The sequence below is a fragment of the Vibrio sp. QJM3NY_15 genome (assembly GCF_057785995.1).
The window spans coordinates 1,407,369-1,423,398 of the sequence record NZ_CM173518.1 but is presented as its reverse complement, the minus strand read 5'-3'; the positions used below and the strand labels follow the sequence as shown (position 1 = coordinate 1,423,398).

At 44.7% G+C, this 16,030-nt stretch carries 12 protein-coding genes, 2 tRNA genes and 1 pseudogene; 4 read left to right on the top strand and 11 right to left on the bottom strand.

What is annotated here, in order from left to right; translation table 11 throughout:
* Nucleotides 1-3 precede the first annotated feature (3 nt).
* A pseudogene (locus AC3CKG_RS22555) lies at nucleotides 4-955 on the top strand (ADP-ribosylglycohydrolase family protein).
* A 54-nt stretch (nucleotides 956-1,009) separates the two neighbouring features.
* Here the strand turns inward: AC3CKG_RS22555 and AC3CKG_RS22550 are convergent.
* The 5 genes from AC3CKG_RS22550 to AC3CKG_RS22530 all read right to left on the bottom strand — a co-directional run bounded on the left by AC3CKG_RS22550 (nucleotide 1,010) and on the right by AC3CKG_RS22530 (nucleotide 4,309).
* Nucleotides 1,010-1,441 carry a GNAT family N-acetyltransferase gene (locus AC3CKG_RS22550; RefSeq protein ID WP_488529412.1) on the bottom strand — a complete coding sequence of 144 codons (432 nt, stop codon included), beginning with the start codon at nucleotides 1,439-1,441 and terminating at the stop codon, nucleotides 1,010-1,012.
* Between the two features lie 120 nt (nucleotides 1,442-1,561).
* On the bottom strand, nucleotides 1,562-2,056 hold the full coding sequence (locus AC3CKG_RS22545; RefSeq protein ID WP_488529411.1) for a GNAT family N-acetyltransferase: 495 nt from the start codon (nucleotides 2,054-2,056) through the stop codon (nucleotides 1,562-1,564).
* Between the two features lie 47 nt (nucleotides 2,057-2,103).
* On the bottom strand, nucleotides 2,104-2,526 hold the full coding sequence (locus AC3CKG_RS22540) for an N-acetyltransferase (protein WP_488529410.1): 423 nt from the start codon (nucleotides 2,524-2,526) through the stop codon (nucleotides 2,104-2,106).
* Between the two features lie 100 nt (nucleotides 2,527-2,626).
* Nucleotides 2,627-2,965, bottom strand: a complete 339-nt coding sequence (locus AC3CKG_RS22535; protein WP_004731484.1) for a zinc ribbon domain-containing protein YjdM — start codon at nucleotides 2,963-2,965, stop codon at nucleotides 2,627-2,629.
* A 180-nt stretch (nucleotides 2,966-3,145) separates the two neighbouring features.
* The gene (locus tag AC3CKG_RS22530) at nucleotides 3,146-4,309 is read right to left on the bottom strand and encodes a threonine/serine exporter family protein (RefSeq protein ID WP_017058966.1); all 1,164 of its coding nucleotides are present in this window, start codon (nucleotides 4,307-4,309) and stop codon (nucleotides 3,146-3,148) included.
* A gap of 525 nt (nucleotides 4,310-4,834) precedes the next feature.
* On the opposite strand from AC3CKG_RS22530, the gene AC3CKG_RS22525 reads away from it, so the two are divergent.
* Both AC3CKG_RS22525 and AC3CKG_RS22520 read left to right on the top strand, forming a co-directional pair.
* Nucleotides 4,835-4,909 (top strand) — tRNA-Gly (locus AC3CKG_RS22525).
* A gap of 38 nt (nucleotides 4,910-4,947) precedes the next feature.
* Nucleotides 4,948-5,022 (top strand) — tRNA-Gly (locus AC3CKG_RS22520).
* 179 nt (nucleotides 5,023-5,201) lie between these two features.
* On the opposite strand, the gene AC3CKG_RS22515 is transcribed toward AC3CKG_RS22520, so the two are convergent.
* A complete protein-coding gene (locus tag AC3CKG_RS22515; RefSeq protein ID WP_488529971.1) occupies nucleotides 5,202-7,487 on the bottom strand; it encodes a glycoside hydrolase family 9 protein in 2,286 nt (761 codons plus the stop codon).
* 299 nt (nucleotides 7,488-7,786) lie between these two features.
* On the opposite strand from AC3CKG_RS22515, the gene AC3CKG_RS22510 reads away from it, so the two are divergent.
* On the top strand, nucleotides 7,787-8,044 hold the full coding sequence (locus AC3CKG_RS22510; RefSeq protein WP_016788617.1) for a hypothetical protein: 258 nt from the start codon (nucleotides 7,787-7,789) through the stop codon (nucleotides 8,042-8,044).
* 108 nt (nucleotides 8,045-8,152) lie between these two features.
* On the opposite strand, the gene copI is transcribed toward AC3CKG_RS22510, so the two are convergent.
* The 5 genes from copI to AC3CKG_RS22485 form a co-directional block, all read right to left on the bottom strand.
* A complete protein-coding gene (copI, locus tag AC3CKG_RS22505; RefSeq protein ID WP_488529409.1) occupies nucleotides 8,153-8,758 on the bottom strand; it encodes a copper-resistant cuproprotein CopI in 606 nt (201 codons plus the stop codon).
* 103 nt (nucleotides 8,759-8,861) lie between these two features.
* Entirely contained in the window at nucleotides 8,862-12,005 is a 3,144-nt protein-coding gene (locus AC3CKG_RS22500; RefSeq protein ID WP_488529408.1) for an efflux RND transporter permease subunit, read from the bottom strand.
* A complete protein-coding gene (locus AC3CKG_RS22495; RefSeq protein WP_488529407.1) occupies nucleotides 12,002-13,741 on the bottom strand; it encodes an efflux RND transporter periplasmic adaptor subunit in 1,740 nt (579 codons plus the stop codon). Before AC3CKG_RS22495 ends, AC3CKG_RS22500 begins: the two co-directional genes overlap by 4 nt.
* 11 nt (nucleotides 13,742-13,752) lie before the next feature.
* Nucleotides 13,753-15,159: a TolC family protein gene (locus tag AC3CKG_RS22490; protein WP_488529970.1), complete on the bottom strand. Its 1,407-nt coding sequence runs from the start codon at nucleotides 15,157-15,159 to the stop codon at nucleotides 13,753-13,755.
* A 99-nt stretch (nucleotides 15,160-15,258) separates the two neighbouring features.
* A complete protein-coding gene (locus AC3CKG_RS22485; protein ID WP_488529406.1) occupies nucleotides 15,259-15,810 on the bottom strand; it encodes a hypothetical protein in 552 nt (183 codons plus the stop codon).
* Nucleotides 15,811-16,030: the final 220 nt, after the last annotated feature.

Genomic DNA, 16,030 nt, shown 5'->3' with positions numbered 1-16,030 from the left:
AACATGGACAATCATAAAGAAAGAGCTTTTTACGCGGTTGTTGGCGCCTTAGTTGGCGACGCCGCTTCCATGGGGCTGCATTGGCTTTACGACCAAGAGAGGATCTTACACGTAGCGGGTTTTGAGCCAGAGTTTCGCTCACCGAATCAATTCGATTATCAAGACAAGGGCTACTTTGCGCACCAAGGAAAAACCGCAGGCGAACAATCTCAATATGGTGCTCAGTTATTGGCGATGGTCGATGGTCGATAGCTTAGTCGACAACCAAAAATACGATGAAGCGAGTTATATTAAGCACTTCCGTTTCTGGTTTGATTTTGGTGGCAGTTGGCGAGGCTACATTGATAAAGCCACTCGTATGAGCTTGTTGAACATCCATCAACTAGAATTGGCAAACGCCCCGATTACAGCGTGTGGCGCAGACGATACACAGCTCCCCGCAATCTCAAAGATCATTCCATTAGTGGCGTGTACTTACACCTCTCATACTTTACCAGCTATGGTCGAGAGCGCGGTACGAGTGACCAACAACAACGACAAAGCCGTGGAATGGGCGCAAGCCATCACCCTGTTGATTCAAGCAGCGATTCAAGGCAACTCACCATTACAGTCGGTAGAAATGGTGCGACAAACTTGCAGCAGATTTATACACGATCAAATCGATGAAGCATTGGCTGAACCTGAGCTTTCAATAACAGATGCCGCGAAGAAGTTTGGATTGCATTGTGAACTGAGTGCTGCGTTTCCACTGCTGATTCGCATCATTGCGGGTGCTCAAAATTATAAACAAGGCATTCGCAACAACATCTTATGTGGCGGTAACAGCTGCGGGCGTGCGATTGTGATTGGCGCGGTATTAGCGGCGTGTTTCTGCGAAGAAGACGGAGCGATTCCAACAGAATGGCTGAGCCAAGTAGAACTCAATGGTGGTGTGCTGTCTTTGCCTATTGAATGACGATTACAACACAACGGTACCTTGTGCCGTTGAGGTTATAACTAACGCTTGAAATTACTGACGCCACATATAGACAAACTGATCGTTTTGCGAGGTGATTTCGAAGCCAAACCTTAAATACAACTCCCCAACTCGATTACCTTGTAAATAACACAACGCCACAGGCTTATTGAGTTTGGCTGCTTGAGCTAAGCAATCCGTTAAAACTTGGCTGCCAATACCTTTGCCATGATATTCAGGCAGTAAGAAGAACCGGCAAAAATAGAAGTGGTCGTCTTTGTCTTGCAACAACACACTGCCAATCGCTTTACCCTGATATTCAATGATTTCAGGCCGTTCTTCTGCCCACTCTTCGGCGTGTATATCTCGTTGAATCTGCTCATCCCAGCCAAAAACAGCCTTAATTGGCTCAAATTCAGCCGCCTTTTTTAGCTCAAACAGAAATTCATAATCTGATGACTGAGCGGGTCTTGTCGAATACTTCAAAATATCTCCAACAATAATCAATGAACTATAATTAATGAATCAGAATCACCAGCGGCTTCATTTCCAAAAAACTCGCTCACGACAAGCAAGTGAGAATTGGAAGGTGCCATGCTTCAGTGTTCATTTAGGGTTTAGTTGATAGCGTAGAACTTCGTGTTTATCTTGCTCTGAGTAAAAGGTATTTAAGAACTGCCCACCACACTTCTCAATCACTTTTTGCGAAGCAATATTGCCGTACTCACAGGTAATAATAGCGTTTTCGGTCAGTACGTGACGTTGAACCCAAGACAACATATGACTTGCGATACCTTGCCCTCTCGCTTGTGGCAAAGTCTCGTAGCCTATATGGCCGATAACGTCATGAATGTATTCACTGGTGCCATGACGAACTCTTATGACACCAAGGATTTGACCAGAGTCGATACAAAAATACGTAGAAGCAGGCGTCCAACCTTCTGGCAGTTCCTCACCTTTTGAATAAGCGACTCGCCTTTTTAAATACGCATCACTACTGTCAGAAATACCTGTATAAATATCTAACCCATCCTCAGAGCAAGCATTCACATAATGACGAAAGGCACTTGAGTGTGAAATATCAGCTTTAACCATGTCCATATAGTTTCGATTCCTAATTACTTTTCTTCCGGGGTTAGCTATCAAGCTTAAGCTAAGTGCATGGTGTATTCTTGGTGTCCGGTATGCTCATCAGATTGTTCGCTCACAATAGAAAAACCTTGGGACAAGTAGAACTGAATCGTCGCTTGGTTTTCTTTATATACATTTAAAGACAAGTTCGGACATTCAAGCTTCGCGTGTTGGATAAGTTGCTTACCAATACCACTGCCTTGATGTTCTGTACTGACAAAGATCGCCGCTAAGATCCCTTCATAAAGCGAATAAAAGCCACGAACCTCACCGTCTACTTGATACACGTAAGTTGTTGATGCCGGAATATATAGGTCGCGCATATTAGCCACTTTCGACTCCCAAAACTCAGGAGCCACAAAGTCATGGGCCTTTATCGAGGCGGTTAACCAAATGTCTAAAACGGATTCAATATCGGCTGGGCGGTATTCTCTGATCATCTTAATTCTCTGAAATTATAGCGATTTAATATACGAATCAGTATGGCCGAGAAGCCACTTAAACTTATTGAAGATTTACGACAATTATTTGAAACAATGGCTATTGCTTCTTAACGTACTTCGCCGTAACGAGCATTTCACCGCCACCATCAAGCTTGCAATCTAACTGGTGATCTTTGCCTTCATTGATTCGTCTGATTACCGCTTTAGTGCCGATTTTCAGTACAGAAGAACTGCCTTTGATTTTTAGATCTTTAATGAAGGTAACTTTATCGCCACTTTCCAATACAACGCCATTTACGTCCTTAACACGCGCGGCTTCTCTTTCTAAACGCTCTTCTTCTGGGTTCCACTCATAGGCACACTCAGGGCAAATTAGGTTGTTTTGGTCTGGGTAGACATATTCAGATTGGCATTGCGGACAAGGAGGTAAAGACATACGTTAATACTTCATTTAAATAGAATTTGTCCCCATTTTAATAACTCTTGTCAGGCTTAGCGAGCACAAATCGAACCAATTTTCGGTAGCGTAACTTAACGTTGAAAAGAACAGCACCTAAAACGAACAAACACAGCCGCTAAGCTGTGTTTGTTTAAAGATTTGAGAAGCCAGAACGGCTTAACGTTCGACTTTTGGCGAGTAAATCGAGTAAGCGGTGATTTGCCCTGCAACGATTGCAGAGAACATGAATAACGCCGACAAACCAATACTTGGAATAGGCAAAATAGATTGTTCAAACACCGACTGGCTGGCACTCACTAATACTCGGCTACCCGGAACCAAAATGATAATGCCTTGCACGATATAAATAGAGCCTGTGAGCTCCATCTTCTTGGCAATCCAAGTCCCGTACAAAGTAATAAGAACCGTGGTTACCCAAGTACCCACAACCCAACCACTATCAAAACCGAGGTAGAACGGCCCCCACATGCCAAGAACCGCAACTGGCAAGCCAAGCAAGATGTCTTTAGGGCGCGCATTGAACATCACACCGATAGATACTGAGATCAACACCAAGCCGGATATATGCATCCACATTGGTACCGCATTGGTATAGTCGATGGAGACCGCTTGTCCCCATATTGCTTCACCAATATTGAGACCCATGATAATCCCAACAAACAGCTTGATCAGCGTTAAGGCACTCTGCCCTAATAAACTGGTACCAGAGACGAGATCGTTAAACGCCAAACATTCTAATGCGTTGGCTATGGATAATCCGGGGACGAACAAAACGATTGACGCAATACACAACGCCCACACCGGAATCGGCAAGCCTGTACTCGCCAAAAACGCCACGAAGATACCCGTCAACAATGCAGATATGAACTCAACTGCGATAGCGCGACGTGAATGAAGAACTTGCTGACAGACCCACACCATCAAACCCAATAACGCAGAAAACCCAACCGCTTCCAACGTACTGCCCACGAGCATCAAATACGCAGGCGGAATACCCATATTGGCTAGTGCTGTCACAAATTTAGAGTAACCAACAGGCTCTGGTACAGGCTCACTGCTCGGTTGGTTAATACGGATGATCGTATTGGCCAACAAACTCAGGTTAATTGAAGCAGGCTTTAGACGCTTTAGAATCACAGCGTTGTTATCGTCTGGAAACTGATAATTAATCGCGGTTGGCGTTGCTTGGATCATCACATCCACACCATGCTTTTTAGCATAATATTGTGTATATTTTTCAAGCTTATACGGAGCGCAACCACTGCGGTGAAGAGTATCACCAATTTCAACAATTTTGTTAATTCGGAACTGAGAAGGCATGGGTATTTTAGGGGAGACAAAATGTGCGGCAAATGTACCAAACGACAGACGGAATGACGAGGCTTTTGCGTGAATTATCAACTGAACTCGTTACTTTTTTCTGCAAAGGCTTAGAAGTCTCTATAACTCTACTCATTTTGGATTAGTTTACTGAATGTTTTGACCGGCTAATAAGTTAAATTTATGCCTTCAGATTGTTATTAACGAACGCCGAAACACGAATAAAAATCAGTTTATGTTAACACTCCAAATACCTTAATTTTTATTAGATTTATGACAACTGAGCACCACTAAAGCAGGTTTATAAATTAAGGTGGATTTATCGAAAAAAACGGCATGACATTTACTATTATTTCTCGCCCTCGTTTTAACGAGATTTTAGTCACATTTTATTCACTCTCATGACGCCAGATATGATTGAAAAACTAGCGGAGTGGTGGTTATGCGAGCACTTAGAATAAAAATGAAAGAAAAAGGTTTCGTTTTCAGTTAGATGTGGCATTATCAAACTCGTTAAGACGATGTGCGTACATCGTATAATGGCTATTACCTCAGCCTTCCAAGCTGATGATGCGGGTTCGATTCCCGCTGTACGCTCCAGTCTTCTTGATGCCTCAGTCTTACTCTTAAGACAGTGTGCGTGCATCGTATAATGGCTATTACCTCAGCCTTCCAAGCTGATGATGCGGGTTCGATTCCCGCTGCACGCTCCAACTTCTGTTTAGTTTCAAACTCTCTTTAGTTCCAATATCCCTTTAGATTCACCATCTCCTCTTAGCTTCAAAACCTAAAACAATTAAAACTGCGCACTTCATTGTGTGATTTTTTGCATTAAAAAAGAGCAATACCAAATGATATTACTCTTTGAATATTCTTAATTTAATTGATTACCTCAATCAAGCTGTCCTTCATCTAAAGCAGAAGTAACCCATACTAGCGGTGCATTCCAGTTAATGGTTATCTCGTTCAACGTCCAAGCTCCAATATTATCGCTGTAACACGTTTGTCCAACACACTTGCCTTTCATCACAGCGGCAATAGGATCACTAAAACTTACCGAATTTGGGCCTCCAATTAACGCACCCGGTGCTGGTTTTGGTGAACTTTCATCAGCAGCGTAAGCCCAGAATCGATGATGAGGATTCTCAGCAGGTTTCGTTCCATAACCAGTAACATAAGAGATATTCATCGGGTTACCTCCGAGGATATAATCCATAGCACTAGCCGCCGCTTTGATGTATCGAACATCATTAGAAAAATCGTGAGCGTAAATCAAAAAGATACTTCGGTTTACAAGGTTGGAGTTTGAGCCCCACGAATACTCTTCTACGGTATAAGGAATGTTATAGCCTTCATTGGCAACTTGCTTGGTGTAAGATTCTGCCGTTTTAATGATGTTCTTACGTGCTTGTTCAATAACCTGGCTGTCTAATGAATTAGGTACCACGGCTAAACTCACGGTGCCCGCAGGCGCTATATACTGCCAATACATGTCACCATCCGCATTGATGTTCCCCTTCGGCACTTCAAGATAGTGTGGGGAATCAATCAATACTTTTTTGTAAGCCTCATCATTGGTTGTGATAAAGAGCTCGGCCGCAGCCCAGTATCGCTCATCACTCAATTCGATATCATCATACGGCCCAGAACCGGTGAAGTTGTCGTAAGCATAGATATCTTGATGTTGATTTGCTGCGTTCCACGCTTTGGTCGCTGAATCCAAACATAACTGCGAGAAATCACTGTCGATATCTTTCCAAATACGCGCGCACTGAGCACCGATTGCCGCCAGATTCAATGAAGCCGCAGTAGTAGGATAACCAACATAACGTTTCTGAGTATCTTTGTGTGGCGGTAATGGCATACCAGTCCAAGACTCATCCGCGATCTTGTGGAATGCCAGCCCTCTCGCGTTAATCTCGGTAAGTTTTAGCTGTTTACTGGCAGACTGATTACCAACAGGAACAGCGATAGGCGTGTCAGAATCAACTTGCATCGCTAACATGAACTCTATGTTCCAGCGAGCTTCAGACAACAGCGGGTTAACGCCATTGGTTGCTTCAGGGATTTTTACTTTACTCTCTGAAAAAGGAAGTGATTTGTTCTCTAAGAACTTCCCTCGCTCGTATAAGTTCAGAAGCGTCCATGTTGAGATGCCACTGTTCACCGTATATTTACCATGATCGCCTGCATCGTACCAACCACTGGTCGCATCAATAGTCAGATCGCAGCCAGGCCATTTATTTCCCCAACTATCAACTTTATCAAAACATGTTGCCGTATCGGACATGTGGCCACCGGGCCTCGCAAGATCCTTACGTTGAACGAACTCTGGCTTTATTTCAATGCCGCTGCGATTTTGATAGAAGTAAGACAACGCATCGAGCTTCAGCTTACTAAAAACATCGTTTCGAATATCGAATGGATAGCTCACATCGTCGTCGACCTTGACCGTTAAACCTTTCATCGTGTCTGTATATTTTGAAAGGTTTACTCGGTGAATGTGCTCACCCGACGCTTTATTCAAGCCGAATACTTCTGTTTTACCGAGATCAAGGCTGATCCCTGATTGAGAGACTAATGTCCATTTCAAAGGTGTCGTCGAGATGTTTTCAACAAAGATATATTTATCGGATTTCGGTAGGAAGCCAACTTGATTGGCTCGAATAGGCATCTTAGTCGCCACTTTTACAAATGGTTTGCCTACGACAGAAACATTGTCTACACAGATGATACCTTCCTTCTGAGCGCCTAGCTGAAACTGGAACTCTGTATCGGCATCACTATCAAGCTCTTGTAAAAAATCAAACGTATAGTTTTGCTTGTCTTCGGACACTCCTACTTCGGTTAGAAAATAGTGCGTATAAGGAGGCCCTTCATGTTGGATCAAGGCTTTCATCTCAGTATCAATATTCGCATATGCATCGAACGATACCTGATATTTTTGACCTTGCTCTAAACCAATACCACTGTGGCCTAAAATGACATCCCAAGAATTCTTTCCTGGGTTTTTTATATCAATACACGCTTCATTACTTTCTGTTGCTATGTTGGCGCCAGCATTCCACCAACCATCCATATTGCCTTTAAAGTGACTATTCCTAATCTGCTCTTCAGCATAAGTTGCTCCAGAAGATAAAATCATGACAACCGCGAGAGATAACGTTCCTTTTTGCATCATTATTCCTTAAAGATGTTTCATATCTCCAAGAAAACTAGCGAAATAGATTCAATAATAGAGCGTTAACATTCGCAAAAAATGGACTCGTAAAAATAAATATTATGATTTCTTGTGATGTTTAACACTAAGGAACAAGCTCATGAATCAATTGCATGGATAGACAAAATGATATTGTGCTAATGCTTCTCAATTAAACTCAGATTTCATAAAAGTGCTGGTTTAATAATCTTGGTCAATATCCGAAAAAACAGTTGTGTTAATGTGCGCGCATTAGCAACAACCAAAAATAATTAAAAATGTTTAAAAGCAATGAGTTAACAATAAACATCGAAGCAATCAATGTCGCACTGTCAAAAGTCGAAAATGCGAACAAAATTCAGCTTAATACGTTGAAAGGTTATGTGAGCAGCGAACCAGAACAGGCCGTGCTTGCGTTTCGTTCTTTGAATGAAGTGGAATCGATCGACGACAAACTTAAGAAGATCATGTCAGAGCTACCACACCTCAGTGGCGAAGCTCACCACCTACTGGAAACATCGATCCTATTACAGTAGTGGCCAAGAAAGATAAGTCTCAACTAGCGTGATGAGCTAAGACTTATCTTTTAGCTTTCTGTTTTTAGTACTTTTCTAGCAGCTATTTCTCGCTCTATTAGATAATGCCTAAAGCGTTATCGACTTCGCCATGCCCGCTTCCGCGTGTCCTGGAATATTGCAGGCAAATTCGACTTGATTATCACCGTGGAAATGCCAAAGCATCTGCTTCGCTTTGCCCGGCTTAACTGTAACTGTACTACCCGAGTCATGAGCGTGATTACCCATATTTTTCATCATTTCACGGTGCTCTAATTGCTCTGAAGCAGAACCAATCGAGAATTCATGATCAATCTTGCCTGTGTTCATCACAACGAACTGCACCACGTCGTTCGGCTCAATATCGACCTTGTTCTTAAAAGTGATTTTCATGTCATCACTCAGTAGGACATGAACCACTTTATCCGGTTTTGCGCCTTGAGCTGGCATCCCAACTTCTGACATACCTTCCATGTCCATCATTCCATCCATATTCATCATCTTCGAATGGTCCATCTTTCCATCCTTCATCATGCTGTGATCCATCTTCGAGTGGTCCATTTCTCCACTTTTCATCATTGAGTGATCCATGCCTGAATGATCTTTACTTGAATGGTCAACAGCTGAGTGATCCATTTCAGCAAAAGCCGTTGCAGTGGTCAGTGTTAGAGCGATAGCAATTAGTGTCTTTTTCATGGTCGTTCCTTAGATTAATTCTGTTTTATGTTAGTTTCACATATTCATGTGGTGCGCCCTTACCTACTCCTGTCTCGCAAGTAAGGGCTTTATAGTCAGTGCGTTATTTACTTGTCTCGTTTTGGCTCTGAGTGATCTCTCGCTGTTTCCAGAGCTTAAAGATTGCAGGCAACACCAGTAGGGTGAGCAACAGCGCAGAAGCCATACCGCCTATCATTGGTGCAGCAATTCGTTGCATCACTTCTGAGCCCGTACCCTCGCCATACATGATTGGAATGAGGCCGATAATCACCGTGAGTACCGTCATCATCACAGGGCGGACACGCAGTCCTGCCCCTTCACGGATCGCATCCGTTAAGTCTTTACTCTGAAGTGCTTGCTGGTTCTCTTCTGCATCCAACTTTTTGTAGTGCCAAGCTTGGTTTAGGTAGACCAACATGATCACACCTATCTCAACAGCAACCCCGGCGAGGGCAATGAAGCCCACCCCCACTGCAATGGAGAAGTTGTAATTGAGGATATGCATCAGCCATAGGCCGCCAACCATTGCGAGTGGCAATGTCAGCATGATCATCATCACCTCACCGACACGGCGGAAGCTGAGGTAGAGCAACAACATGATGATGGCGATGGTGATTGGCACAACGACACTTAAACGTTCTTTGGCGCGCTCCATGTATTCGTATTGACCAGACCATGCCAGTGAATAACCAGCAGGCAAGACGATTTGATCTGTAACGACTTTTTGCGCCTCTGCCACGTAAGAACCAAGGTCGCGCCCTTCGATATCAACGAACACCCAACCATTAGGACGCGCGTTCTCCGTTTTAATCATCGGAGGGCCATCTTCGTAACGAATATCTGCTACGTCCGATAGAGCGATGCGAGCTCCATTTGGTGTTACTAACGGTAAGTTCTGCAGCTTGACGACAGAGTCACGATAGCTTTGTGGATAACGGACATTGATTGGGTAACGCTCTAGTCCCTCAACGGTTTCGCCCACATTCATGCCACCAACCGCAGTCGAGATAACCTGTTGCACTTCTTTAATGCTTAAGCCATATCGCGCAGCAGAGCGACGTTTGATGTCTATCGTGACATAACGACCACCCGCGACACGCTCGGCATAGACAGAGGCCGTGCCACTGACACCATTCAAGATAGGTTCAAGTTGAGAGCCAATATCCTCAATCACGCTCAGATCTGGGCCTGCGATTTTGATACCAATTGGCGTTTTAATACCGGTCGCTAACATGTCGATACGCGTTTTGATTGGCATGACCCAAGCGTTGGTCAAACCGGGGAATTGAATCAGATCATCAAACTCTTTGCGCAGAGACTCAGTAGTGACACCGTCACGCCACTCATCTCGTGGTTTAAGCTGAATCACCGTTTCAATCATAGTTAACGGTGCAGGATCGGTTGCCGTCTCTGCTCGACCGATTTTGCCCCACGTGGTTTCGACTTCTGGAATGGTTTTGATGAGCTTGTTGGTCTGTTGCAACAACTCACGCGCTTTACCTATCGAGATGCCCGGATAGGTGGTTGGCATGTACATCAAATCCCCTTCGTCCAAAGGAGGGATGAATTCACTACCAAGCTTACTGGTTGGGTAATAAGCAGACGCCATTAAGCCAAGTGCGATAACAATCATCACCTTAGGATACTTTAGGCTGAGGTTTAGAAGCGGTTTGTACATCGCCACTAGGCTACGGTTGACTGGGTTTTTATGTTCAGGTAGCACGTTGCCGCGAATGAAATAACCCATTAACACAGGCACAAGCGTGATAGCCAAACCGGCTGCTGCGGCCATCGCATACGTCTTGGTAAACGCAAGTGGCGAGAACATCTTGCCCTCTTGCCCTTCTAGTGCGAACACAGGCACAAAGCTCAAGGTAATAATGATGAGCGAGAAGAACAGCGGTGCGCCAACTTCTTCTGCCGCTTTACCAATCACCTGCCAACGGTTCTTATCGGTCAGAGGCGTTCGTTCTATGTGCTTATGAACGTTCTCGATCATCACTATGGCACCATCAACCATGGCGCCAATCGCAATCGCTATTCCACCAAGAGACATGATGTTGGCGTTAATACCCTGCCAATGCATCACAATGAATGCACCCAAGATGCCGACAGGCAGACTTAGAGCGATAACCAACGACGAACGGATATGGAACAGGAACAGCGCACACACGATCGCAACCACTATGAACTCTTCAGCCAGCTTCTTCCAAAGGTTTTCAACGGCTGAATCAATCAAAGTCGAACGGTCGTAAGTCGCAACAATTTCGACACCATCAGGTAAGCCCGCTTGCAGTTCAGCGAGTTTGGATTTAACCGAGTCGATCACTTCACTGGCATTTTCACCAAAGCGCATCACGATAACGCCACCAACGGCTTCACCTTCACCATTCAGCTCAGAGATACCACGACGCATTTGTGGTCCAAGGTTAATGTCGGCAATGTCACCCAATAGCAGCGGAGTACCTTTGTCGGTCACTTTTAACGGCAGAGATTGAATGTCTTCGATGCTTGTGAGGTAACCAGTGGTGCGAACCATATGTTCGGCTTCGGCAATCTCAACAACAGAAGCACCGGTTTCTTGATTACCATCTTGGATTGCTTTGTTGACTTGCTGAAGTGTTAGGTCATAAGCACGTAATTTGGCCGGATCAATCTGCACTTGATACTGCTTCACCATACCGCCAACGGTCGCGACTTCAGATACACCATCTACGGTTTGTAGCTCGTACTTCAAGAACCAATCTTGCAGGCTACGGAGTTCCGCTAAGTCGTGCTGACCAGTTTTGTCTTGCAATACATAGCTGTAAACCCAACCCACACCGGTTGCATCTGGCCCTAATGTTGGCTTAGCACTTGATGGCAAATTAGGCGCCACTTGGCTTAAATATTCCAACACGCGAGAACGCGCCCAATACATATCAGTATCGTCATTGAAGATGATATAAACGTAGGAATCGCCAAAGAACGAGTAGCCACGAACCGTTTCAGCACCCGGCACCGCTAACATGGCGGTAGTCAATGGATAAGTCACCTGATCCTCGACCACTTGTGGCGCTTGACCCGGATAACTGGTTTTGATGATCACCTGAACGTCTGATAAATCAGGAATGGCATCGACAGGTGTATTTTTAACACTGTATAAGCCACCAAATACGATGGCGACTGTGGCAACCAGAACCAAGAATCGGTTACTGATGGACCAACGAATGATTGCATTGATCATAATGTGCCCTCACCCGTGCTATTCGTCGGTTCGAGAGATTTGAGCACATAATCAGAACCTTGCTTCGCTACTAGAAACCGAATGCTTTGACCCTCGGTAAACTCGGATAAATCAAGGTCATCACTTACTTGGAAGTTCATCTCACCCGCCTTCCAATCCCAGTCAGACACTGGCTTGTGATTTACCGTGACCATTCCGAAGTCTGCCATCAGCATGGTGATGTCTCCCTTTACCCACACTTCGCCCGCCATTTGATGATCGCTTATCTTGTAGTCAACGACTTCATACTGACCTGATTCCGTTTTTATCATCTCAAAATCAATAACTTGACCACGCTTAACGTCTCTCATATCTAAGCCTTCAGCGAAGATGAAGTTCATCACCATGCCCGGCCAATCCCATTCTGGAACGGGCTGATGGTTAATCGTCACCATGCGGCTGCCTTGCATCACATCGGAAATTTCACCGTTCGCCCACACCGTTTCGGCTTCTTCTTCAACACCATTAATGCGTGAAAGATCAGCCGATTGACTCGATTCAGAATCCAACATGAAGTGTGCAGAAGTGACAATGTCCTCACCTTGCTGCAACCCTTGGATCACCTCTATTTTTTCGCCGGCTTCACGACCAACCTCAATACGCGCTGAACGGTATTTGCCATCCCCCTCAGACAGCACTACTCGTGTCATGCCACCAGAATGAATCACCGACGATCTTGGGATAGTAAGAACAGATTCATCACTGATCGGTTTCAGTGCAATATTGGCGAACATGTTCGGCTTAAGCTCACCATGCGGGTTAGAGAACTTCAAACGAACGCGCAAGGTTCGAGTTTTCGGGTCCAGAATTGGGTAGACATAATCTACGTTGCCCTGCCACTCCTTACCGGGAATCGCATCCAGTGTCATTTCGGCATTGCTGCCTGATGAGATCCAGTGCGCTTGGCGTTCAAAAACTTCAGCATCAACCCACACTTCATTTAGAGGCCCTGCGCTGATTACCGCTTGAGCAGGCGAAAGGTAACCACCCTCTCGAATATTCAGGCTAGCGATGACACCATCCGCAGGCGCTTTGATTTCGATGGTTTGTGAGGCTTTCCCTTTACGAGCAATGGATCGTATCTGCGCTTTATCTACACCTAAGGTGACCAAGCGTTCAGTAGAGCCCTTGACCAATCCTTTACGACCTGTTTTATAAGCACTCAATAACTCTTCTTGTGCCTTTACAAGTTCTGGCGAGTAAAGCGTGAACAGTACATCACCTTTATTCACTTTCTCGCCGACAGCGTTGATATAAAGCTTCTCAACCCAGCCAGCTGCTCTTACGTTGGTTTGCCACAATGTACTTTCATCGAACGCCACATAACCCACGGTTTCAATACGAGGAGACAGCGCTTCGAAGTTAACTTTGGCTGTTTTAACACCCAGATTATTTTCCACCGACGAATCAATGAACACGGTACCGGGCTCATCTTTAACGCCACTTGAGTCATCCGCGTAAACAGGGATTAAATCCATCCCCATAGGTGACTGACCCGGCTTGTCTCGCTGATAATTTGGGTCCATAGGCGCAACCCAATACAGAGGTTCATTGCTTTCGTCAGCTTTGGATTCCGCTTCTTTCATGCCTGCCATCGCTGACATGTTATGTGCTGAACCAATGACAAAGTGATTCACACTAAAACCCAATGCACCACCGACCAACAAAGCGATAGTCGCTACTTTTACTGTATTCATTGTCTATTCCTTTATTGATTGGCTGTTGTTTTGAGTTGCAGTTCATTAACTTGATAGTCAAAGCCACTGACCAGTGATGCCAGTTTGCTATTTACGATGTTGAGATCGGTGATTAAGCGTTGTTGTTCAAGCTGGAGTGCCAGTTCATCCGCTGTCGCTGCAATAACATCGTTAAACTGTGCGGTGTTGTTTTGATAACCTCTTTCCACCGCGCTGATTCGTGCCGCGGTTTGAGGAAGCAAGGACGTTTGATAGCGATCTAGTCGCTGGGTGAGATTCGCCTTATCCACCAATAACGCATTCACTTGCGCGTTCATTTGGGAAAGTAAGGTATCTTTTTGAGATTTAGCTGCCCCGACTTGGTACTGAGCCGCAGACAAGTTCTTGTCTTGTCGGTTCCCCGTAAACAGAGGGATATCGACTGTTAGATAAGCGCTGACAAGATCAGAAGCCGGTTCTCCAGCCATGTTGTTCGCTTGTCGATGGGCATACATTACTTCGACACCAAACTGAGGCGTATACGCCTGCTCGGCTAGCTCAACTTGAGTTTGATTGGATGAGATAGTCGCATCTGTGATCTTAACGAGCGGATGCTCCATCAACAGTTGATAATGCTTGGTTGAATCGCGGTTAGTCGCCAGCTTGCTCTCCAATAACGACCAATCAATTTGGTTAGTCGCATGAAGCCTCCCCTGAGGTTCTAGAGTCTGAGAGTTAATCGCTTGAGATCCTAACCAGTCAGAACCAAGCCACTCAGACAGTTGAGAGATTAAACGGCGTTGAACTTGTTGGTTGGCTTGCAGTTTCTCATCAAGTTTACTGACTTGAAGTTGAGCATTGAGTAAGTCTTGAGCCTCACTTTTACCAATCGAGTAATTGGTCTGCACATAGTTTTCTAGCTCAACCAATAAGCGTTGGTTCTCATTCATGATGCTTCCTGCAACTTGTTGGTAACCCAATTCAAGCCAAAGCTGCGTCATACTATTTGCGACGGTCAGTTCGCGAGCCTGCACTTGAAGAGCCAAACCATCCGCTTGCTGCCCCGCTTTTTTCTGCTGTAGATCCAGCGTATCGCCACGTTCAAATTGCTGCATCAGACCAACCGAAATATTGGTCATTGGGTCTTCATCAAACTGGAAGCTATCGACTGGCAGACCACCAAATCCGACTTTTAGTTTCGGATCCATCAAGGTTGCGCTGGCAATACCGGTTTCTCGCATCGCTTGTGACTGAGCAAAGTATTGCTTGCGGTTACCGTCTTGGCTTAAGGCTATCTCGATCAGTGTATTGAGTTGCTGTGACGAGCTTTGCTGAACGGTAGAAGCTAACTCAGTCGTCGCTAATGTAGTGCTTGAAAACAAGACAGCAGCGACCACTAAGCTCGTGTTCATTACAAACACAGAGGTTGTTGGTTTTATATTCACAATGAATGTCCATATCTAGCGTTAAATAACGCGTATAAAAGATTGGCGCATCAGATTTATGACTCTGATATCGCTATGTTTTTAGATATAGATTTATGCGGTGGGTGGGCGTAGCAAAGATTGAGCGCGTGCGACTTTCTGGCCAATAGTGACCGGCTGAAAACGAGCTAATGAAGAAGAAATTTGGTAGTTGGCTTGGATCGCCTGAATTGTGTGTGATGCTGTAGAACAAACAGAATAGCAACAGATATGAGCAGAATCCGAACCGCCACAACAGTTGTTGCCCATCACATGTTCACCGTGAGCATCCATTGATTCTTGATGCGAAGCCATCTTTTCATCAGCAGATAGCTCAACATAAATGACGTGTTCATCATGAACAGACGGATCGCTATTAGGAGTGCTTGCATGAACATGATCGTTCATATCGGAATCGCTAACGGTCACATGACAACCAGCAGCAAATTCATAAGCGGCATCAGGTTCGCTCGGCGAATCGACGTGCTGGCAGATAGATTTATTCGACATCATCTGCGTTGCCATGATATTGGCCATCATGGCTGAAGAGCTTGAGGCATAGCTAGACATCAACATCGCGATGATGCTGAAAACAGTAATCCAAGTTGTTCGGAGTGTGTTTGTCATAGCTAACCTTTAAATTTATACGGCAACTATAAAGGTTACCCTAAGGGTAAGGTCAACCCTGTTATCTATCATTTCAGTTTGTTCGGTCAAAGAATATTCAGCACCTTTCATTAAAGTGAGAGAAATCTTTGATTTCCCATTTTTTTCTTTAAAAATAAGTTAATTAGTTCGCTAAACCGTCATCTGTGTATTTTACTTAAATCAGAGTAATCGAGATTCA

Coding starts and splice junctions, on each gene's coding strand:
- AC3CKG_RS22530 (WP_017058966.1), bottom strand. CDS start 4,309: ATGCCTTCTCAGTTCCGAATTAACAAAATTGTTGAAATTGGTGATACT.
- AC3CKG_RS22495 (WP_488529407.1), bottom strand. CDS start 13,741: ATGAATACAGTAAAAGTAGCGACTATCGCTTTGTTGGTCGGTGGTGCA.
- AC3CKG_RS22545 (WP_488529411.1), bottom strand. CDS start 2,056: ATGGACATGGTTAAAGCTGATATTTCACACTCAAGTGCCTTTCGTCAT.
- AC3CKG_RS22515 (WP_488529971.1), bottom strand. CDS start 7,487: ATGCAAAAAGGAACGTTATCTCTCGCGGTTGTCATGATTTTATCTTCT.
- AC3CKG_RS22540 (WP_488529410.1), bottom strand. CDS start 2,526: ATGATCAGAGAATACCGCCCAGCCGATATTGAATCCGTTTTAGACATT.
- AC3CKG_RS22535 (WP_004731484.1), bottom strand. CDS start 2,965: ATGTCTTTACCTCCTTGTCCGCAATGCCAATCTGAATATGTCTACCCA.
- AC3CKG_RS22500 (WP_488529408.1), bottom strand. CDS start 12,005: ATGATCAATGCAATCATTCGTTGGTCCATCAGTAACCGATTCTTGGTT.
- AC3CKG_RS22485 (WP_488529406.1), bottom strand. CDS start 15,810: ATGACAAACACACTCCGAACAACTTGGATTACTGTTTTCAGCATCATC.
- AC3CKG_RS22510 (WP_016788617.1), top strand. CDS start 7,787: ATGTTTAAAAGCAATGAGTTAACAATAAACATCGAAGCAATCAATGTC.
- copI (WP_488529409.1), bottom strand. CDS start 8,758: ATGAAAAAGACACTAATTGCTATCGCTCTAACACTGACCACTGCAACG.